Annotated in this window: 3 protein-coding genes and 1 pseudogene; 3 read left to right on the top strand and 1 reads right to left on the bottom strand. The window is 57.9% G+C overall.

All coding sequences use genetic code 11. From position 1 onward, the window contains the following. Positions 1-106: 106 nt before the first annotated feature. Positions 107-244 (top strand): annotated as a pseudogene (locus ACQ4WP_RS28720) (IS1595 family transposase); the annotation flags it as partial. Positions 245-375: 131 nt separating this feature from the next. Here the strand turns inward: ACQ4WP_RS28720 and ACQ4WP_RS28715 are convergent. Continuing rightward, complete coding sequence (locus ACQ4WP_RS28715) at positions 376-3,243, bottom strand: TonB-dependent receptor (protein WP_436526634.1); 2,868 nt, start codon at positions 3,241-3,243, stop codon at positions 376-378. A gap of 295 nt (positions 3,244-3,538) precedes the next feature. Here ACQ4WP_RS28715 and ACQ4WP_RS28710 point away from each other — a divergent pair, with 295 nt between their 5' ends. Together ACQ4WP_RS28710 and ACQ4WP_RS28705 are read left to right on the top strand one after the other, a co-directional pair. Beyond that, complete coding sequence (locus tag ACQ4WP_RS28710) at positions 3,539-3,886, top strand: hypothetical protein (protein WP_436526632.1); 348 nt, start codon at positions 3,539-3,541, stop codon at positions 3,884-3,886. 167 nt (positions 3,887-4,053) lie between these two features. After that, positions 4,054-5,685: an NAD(P)/FAD-dependent oxidoreductase gene (locus ACQ4WP_RS28705; protein WP_436526630.1), complete on the top strand. Its 1,632-nt coding sequence runs from the start codon at positions 4,054-4,056 to the stop codon at positions 5,683-5,685. Positions 5,686-5,851 lie beyond the last annotated feature (166 nt).

The following is a 5,851-nucleotide window of genomic DNA, read 5'->3' as shown; positions in this document are numbered from 1 at the left end:
CAGCTTTACTGCTTCTTCTCGAAGCTCTGGCGTGTATGTTGTTGAGCGTTTCATAAGTTCTCCAGTTGGTGAAGTTTACCAAACAAGAGTGTCCGAAAAAGTCAGGGTACCTCACTACCGTTGCGTGCCCTGCGGGCCCACCTTCCATGCGCTCACCGGCACGCCGCTGGCCCGCTTGCGCCACAAGACCTTTTGGCTCGACTACGCACATTCCCTGCTGGCCTCGGATTCCGTGCGCAAGGCATTATTGAAGGCAACCTTGGGCGCGTTGCCACACCTGACGATGTCATAAAAAAAGGGCGGGATGATTCTTCAATCATCCCGCCCTTTCGAAGAACAGGGCGGCATCGCTGCCGCCTTATTCACCTTGCTATGTTAGAAGGTATATGCCAGACCCAGGCTCAGGAAGCGGCCAACAGCGCCTGCCTGGTGCAGCGACGCATTGTACGAAGTCTGCACGGTGGCATTGCCGTAGGTGCTCAGGTCAAACGGTGGCTGACGGTCGAACAGATTCAGGATCGAACCTTTCAATGTCAGGTTCGGGCTGACCTTGTACTGGATGTTCAGATTGGTCGTCGTGAACGATGGTACGTGGCAATACTGATCAGGCTGCGTAAGGTTCTGGTAGTAAGGACGGCTGGTGATGACAGTCGACGCCTTGGAGCAATCGGTAGCACCCACCGATGGGTCCAGTGCCGAGAAGCTGCTGGTGTAGTTCAACGTGGCATTCACGTCCAGCGGACCACGAGTCCAGCCCAGGCTCAGCTGCGCACGGTCTTTCGGCGAACCGGTTGCACCGGAAACCACCGTCGGGCCTTGGGTACCGGCCAGCTGATAGGTCACGCCAGCAACGGTTTGCTCGTAGCTGATGGTGTGGGCATAGCTCAGGTTGGCACGGATGATGCCGTTTTCAGACAGGTTCCAACGGTAGCCAATATCCGTTTCCACGCCGGAGGTCTTGGTCGAGCCACCGTTGATGTAGGCCGATTCTGCGAACAGGATAGGACCAACCGATGGGGTCCCCTGAGCAACGCCCGTGCCTACCCCAGTGGCGATGTCGATCGGCACGGCTGCACCACGCACAAACGTCTCGCGGTAACTAGGATCGTTGCCGGCGGCGGTCACGATCTGGTTACGCACTTCGATGTTGTAGTAGTCGATGGTCGCGTTCAAGCCCTTGAATGGCTGGAGCACGGCACCCAGAGTGAACGATTTCGATTTCTCTGGCGACAGATCCTTGTTCGGACGTTGTACGTATGTAGGCTGAATGTTGCAAGAGCTTGGTACGTTGCCAGCGGTGTACTGCTGGCCGTTAGCGCACAGGATAGGATCGTTGATACCGTGGTACAGGAAGAACGAACCCGAATTGCCTGTCTCTGCAGGGTTAGGCGAGCGGAAACCACGAGCGAAGGTACCGCGCAAGGCGACTTCCTTGATCGGCGTCCATTTCAGCGTTGCTGCCGGGGTGAACGAGTTATTATTATCAAAACTATCATAACGGCTCGACAGATTGAACTCGACATTTTTCACCGGAATTGCTGCCAGCTCGGCGAAGATTGCCTTGTTGGTCTCTTCACCAAACACGAAGGCCGACGTCGAACCAACCTGACCGTTCAGGGTCAGTGGCGACGGTGGCGCATCCCAGGTACGTTTGTGCCAGTGGACACCGACTGCCAGTTTCAGCGGGCCGGCGCCCAGCTGCGGCATCAGTTCGCGCGAACCGACCGCATCGATGTAGTTCAGCTTCGATACCAGCGTGTTCGAGAAACGTGGCGACACCTGGTCGATCAGCTGTTGCGAGTTACCGCCCAGTGCATTCCACGTACCGGAGCGCAGCAGGCTGTACAAGGCGGCACGGTCAACAAAACCACTGTAATCGACTTCTGCCTTGGACTTGGTCAAGCCGCCTGCTAGTTGCAGGTCCCAGCCCATCGCAGCACCAGTCAGGTCGATCGCCAGACGGGTGGTGGTCGCGGTGTTGCTCTGTTGCGAGTTGCCGTCCAGGCCAGGAATGTAGCCATACAGGCGTGCATTGTTGGCAAACGGGTTGGTCACGTTGGCGCCGACAGCTGTACCCGGAGCAAACGTGGTGCTAGGCATGGCGCCGAAACCCGGGGTCAACACACCATTGTTATTGACGTTGGTACCTGCGAACGAGGTCGGCGAGTAGGCTGCTGGCAAGCCGCGATTGTTCAGGTTATCACGCTGGAAAATCGAAGCCTTGACCGACATTTCCCAATCTTGCGGCAGCTTTTTGGTAAAGCCGACCAGCAAGTTCTTGTTTTCGGTTTCCGGCTGGATGAATGCATATTTGTCTTCCACCGCGCAGCCGCCGGCGCGGTATGCAGTGTAATTACATTTCGGATCCAGGAAGACGAAGTTGGCCGCATTTTGCGCACCACCAGCACCTGTGGAGTTGTACAGGAATGGCGAATTGGCGGCGGTCAGGAAGCCGTTACGGGCGGTTGGCACACCGAAAGTCAGGTTCTGGCCGCCACGTGGGCGCCAGTCCAGCTGGTCCCAGGCGTACTGCTTGCGGTCGTCGACCTTGATCGCGCCTTGGCGACGCCATTCGGCGGTAGCGAAAACGTTGTAGCCATCGGTGTCGAGATCACCGAAGCCGGTGCTCAACGAAGCGCGGTTGGTCGTGCCGCCGCCATGTTCCGTGGTACCGCTGTCAGCCGAGAAGCGGGTGCCCGAGAAGTTTTTCTTCAGTTTGATGTTGACCACGCCAGCGACCGCGTCCGAACCGTACAGCGAGGAAGCACCGCTTTTCAGCACTTCGATGCTGTCGATGGCATCAAATGGAATATTGGAGACGTCAACGAAGGAGCGTTGCGAATCGTCACCGATCGCGTATGGCGACATGCGGTGGCCGTCGATCAGTACCAGGGTCGAACCTACGGTCAGGCCGCGCAGCGAGACGCCCGATGCGCCGTTCGCGAATGCACCAGAGAAGCCTGTACCGAGCGTGCCGGCACCGTTGGAGGCCAGATCCTGCAGCAGCTCGGCAACCGAGGTTTTACCACTGCGCTGGATTTCAGCTGCAGTGATTACCTGAACTGGTGCCGCAGTTTCGGTATCGGTACGGCTGATCAGCGAACCGGTCACCATGACGCGCTGAACAGGTTCGCTGGCAGCGGCTTGTTGAGCCATTACCGGAGAAATAGCTGCAACGGAAAGTGCGCCACTTGCAAAGACTTGCAGGATCGCAACTGGCATAGGTTTGATACGTAACTTCATGTAAAAAACTCCTTCTGGCATGTGCCTGAATTTTTGTAAGGAAGCCCCTGGGTAAAGGTTTTCCCGGAAAATGTGTCAAAACGTTACAAATGTGACGCAGCCATTACATGGAACCATATGGCACAGAGCGATGTCAATTTATTGGGCAGTCCGCATAACTTTAAAACAACATCTTAATTTCCACAATCCTGTTTTATGCCATATCTTATTCGGAAATAATGTGCAAACTGTCGAAACTAATGTGCTTCGCCCATTTTTTATGCAATGATATTTATATTGCAATGCAGCAAAAAATATGATGAAATATTTACAAAACACTGTTATGACTTTACCCGAAATTACTTTTCTTACCTCTTTTAACACCGGAGAAGGAAGGCTGTTTTCCCTGCTCACTGACGATTGTGCAAATGCAGCAAATGAAAGATTAGCAAAGCCGATGCGAGGCGCCATCATGGCACCGGCTGCGCTCGCGATGAAATGTTGTTTTTTCGCAGCAACAACATGTTGCGTACTACGGCAGCGCCCCTGCTGCCTGCGCCAGGACAACATTTCCCGCACCCATCCGTTCCCCACCGCCGCCTTCCCCCGTGCCCACTGGCCCGGAACAGCGCTGGCAGTTACACTTTTAGCGATGCAAATTTAACATTGTGATTTTAATAAATCCAGCCCACAGCGGCTTCTCGGCGGGGACCACAGGCAATGCATTGCCCGCTGGAAGGAGTAAAATGCCGCCTTGCGCCGCGCCACGCGGCTGCCCACTCTCCGCTAGATACGGAGCCCTGCACTTTTCGGATATTTCGGATATATATCATGCTGCGACTCAACGAAGTAAAACTCCCCCTCGAACACGACGAAGCCGCCCTGCCCGCCGCCATCCTGGCCCGCCTCGGCATCGATGCCGGCGACCTGCTGGGCTTTACCGTCTTCAAGCGCAGCTATGACGCGCGCAAGCGCAGCGCCGTGGTGTTGATTTACTCGCTGCATGTTGACGTCAAGAATGAAGCGGCCGTGCTGGCGCGCCTGCAGCACGATGTGCACCTGATGCCCGCGCCCGACACCGACTACAAATTCGTCGCCGGCGGCGAACAGCTGGCCGGCCACAGCACGGAACCGCGCCCTATCGTCATCGGCACGGGCCCCTGCGGCCTGTTCGTGGCGCTGATCCTGGCACAGATGGGTTTGCGCCCCATCATCCTGGAACGGGGCAAGCAAGTGCGCGAACGCACGGTCGACACCTTCGGTTTCTGGCGCAAGCGCGAACTCAATCCGGAATCGAACGTGCAGTTTGGCGAAGGCGGCGCCGGCACCTTCTCGGATGGCAAGCTGTACAGCCAGATCAAGGATCCCAAGCACTACGGCCGCAAGGTATTGACGGAATTCGTCAAGGCCGGCGCGCCCGAGGAAATCATGTATGTGAGCAAGCCGCACATCGGCACCTTCCGCCTGGTCAAGATGGTGGAAGAAATGCGCGCGAATATCGAACAGCTGGGTGGCGAATACCGCTTCAGCAGCAAAGTGGTCGATCTCGACATCGTGCCAGGCAGCGATGGCGGCCAGGTGCGCGGCGTGGTGCTGGAGAATGGCGAAACCATCACCAGCAACCATGTGGTGCTGGCCATCGGCCACAGCGCGCGCGACACCTTCGAGATGCTGCACCGCCGCGGCGTATACATCGAAGCGAAGCCGTTCTCGATCGGTTTCCGCGTGGAACACCCGCAATCCTTGATCGACAGCTGCCGCTTCGGCCCCAGCGCCGGCCACCCGATTCTGGGCGCGGCCGACTACAAGCTGGTGCACCACGCCAGCAATGGCCGTTCCGTCTACAGCTTCTGCATGTGCCCGGGCGGCACGGTGGTGGCCGCCGCCTCGGAACCGGGCCGCCTGGTGACGAACGGCATGAGCCAGTACTCGCGCAACGAGCGCAACGCCAACAGCGCCATCGTGGTCGGCATCACGCCAGCCGACTATCCGGGCGACCCGCTGGCCGGCATTGCCCTGCAGCGCGAACTGGAAGAGCGCGCGTTTGCCCTGGGCGGCAGCAACTACGATGCGCCAGGGCAATTAGTTGGCGACTTCGTCGCTGGTCGCGCCTCGACGGAATTTGGCAGCGTGGTGCCCTCGTACAAGCCGGCCGTGCATCTGACGGATCTGGCATCAGCGCTGCCCGAGTACGCGATCACGGCCCTGCGTGAAGCCTTCCCGGCGTTCAACAAACAGATCAAGGGCTATTACAAGGCCGACGCCGTGATGACGGGCGTGGAAACGCGCACCTCTTCACCGATCCGCATCAAGCGCCGCGACGACGACCTGCAAAGCCTGAACACGCGCGGCCTGTTCCCCGCAGGCGAAGGCGCCGGCTATGCGGGCGGCATCCTGTCGGCGGCCGTCGACGGCATCAAGGTAGCAGAAGCGGTGGCACTGTCGATGGCGGCGCGCGGTTAGGCCACACTGTCCCCGCCCTGCGGCGGAACGAAAAAAACCGGCACTCAGTGCTAATGCCGTTCACTTAAGCAGTTTTTCGTAGAACTCGAGTGGCATAGCGCTTTGGTTTTGCCTTGACGGCCCGGTCGAATTTTCGATCGGGCCGTTCGTCATTCAGAAGACTAAC

Source organism: Janthinobacterium lyxosi (assembly GCF_051380665.1).
In the GTDB taxonomy this organism is placed as follows: domain Bacteria; phylum Pseudomonadota; class Gammaproteobacteria; order Burkholderiales; family Burkholderiaceae_D; genus Janthinobacterium.
Note: the sequence above shows the minus strand (reverse complement) of the source record. Positions and strands in the feature narration are given on the sequence as shown.

Bases quoted from the DNA above. Each gene is read 5' to 3' on its own strand.
- ACQ4WP_RS28715 (WP_436526634.1), bottom strand. From the start codon at position 3,243: ATGAAGTTACGTATCAAACCTATGCCAGTTGCGATCCTGCAAGTCTTT.
- ACQ4WP_RS28710 (WP_436526632.1), top strand. From the start codon at position 3,539: ATGATGAAATATTTACAAAACACTGTTATGACTTTACCCGAAATTACT.
- ACQ4WP_RS28705 (WP_436526630.1), top strand. From the start codon at position 4,054: ATGCTGCGACTCAACGAAGTAAAACTCCCCCTCGAACACGACGAAGCC.